General features: G+C 46.8%; 1 protein-coding gene. It reads left to right on the forward strand.

The annotated features are described in order from the left end of the window. The coding region (locus tag ACFUTU_RS21460) for a phage minor capsid protein (RefSeq protein ID WP_377967978.1) at positions 1-978 on the forward strand (978 nt) is incomplete at its 5' end. Positions 979-1,076: the final 98 nt, after the last annotated feature.

The following is a 1,076-nucleotide window of genomic DNA, read 5'->3' on the forward strand; positions in this document are numbered from 1 at the left end:
AATCAATGGTATGCTCTGAAGCTAGAACAGATCGGCGGACTCACACGGGAGAAAATACGGGCCATATCAAAGAAAAGTAAGCTTACACAAAAGAAGATCCGTGAAATCCTTCAGAACATTGGCATGGAAGGCATAGAAGCGAATGAGGCGGTACTTCAAAAGGCGATAGCTCAAGGTATTCCCCTTATGGCAGCACTGCCAGTCAAACAAGATCCGGCCATATGGCAGATACTAGACGCATTCGCAAGGCAGGCAACCGATATTTATAACCTTGTCAATTCGACAATGCTGACTCAAAGCCAGGTAGTGTATCGTGACATACTGACTCAGACAGTCGCAGGGGTTATCAGTGGACTAAAAACGCCACAACAAGCCCTGAGAAGCACCGTGCAAGATTGGGCGCAAAAGGGAATACCGGCATTAATAACAGCAGACGGCAAACGAAGGTATGCGGAAGGTTACGCTTATACGGTCATTCGAACAATGGGTAACAACGTTGCTAACGAAATGCAGGACTCAAGGTTTGATAGTTACGGCGTGGACTTGGTAGAAATCAGCTCACACGTAGGGGCACGGCCCAAATGCGCCCCGTATCAAGGCAGGATATTCAGCAGGAGCGGCAATGATCCGAAATATCCGGCGCTATCCAGCACAAGTAAGGGCGAACCGGACGGATTGTTTGGTATTAACTGCGGCCATGTTCAGTATCCCTACATTCCAGGCATTTCAGAACAACGTTATCATCCTGTTAATGCAGAGCGGAACGAAAAAGCATACAAAGAAAGCCAAAAACAGAGGGCGTTAGAACGCAATATAAGGAACAACAAAAGAGAGCTTGCCACATTCGAAAAAATGAATGATGAAATTGGCGCGAAACGGGCACACAGGAAGGTTTTAGACGGTCAGGCAAGGCTAAGGGCCTTCCTAGAGGAAACAGGGCGTACACGGCGACGAGAGCGCGAGCAAATATACAATTAAGGCGGTGCAGCATGTTTGTATTGAAAAAAGATCACGAAAAGCTAGAAAAGAAGGTTGAGGAATTGGAAGCCATTGTTTTTAACATGGGTTTAGCACTG

It is taken from the genome of Arthrobacter sp. NPDC057388, assembly GCF_042668165.1.
Lineage (GTDB): Bacteria > Actinomycetota > Actinomycetes > Actinomycetales > Micrococcaceae > Arthrobacter.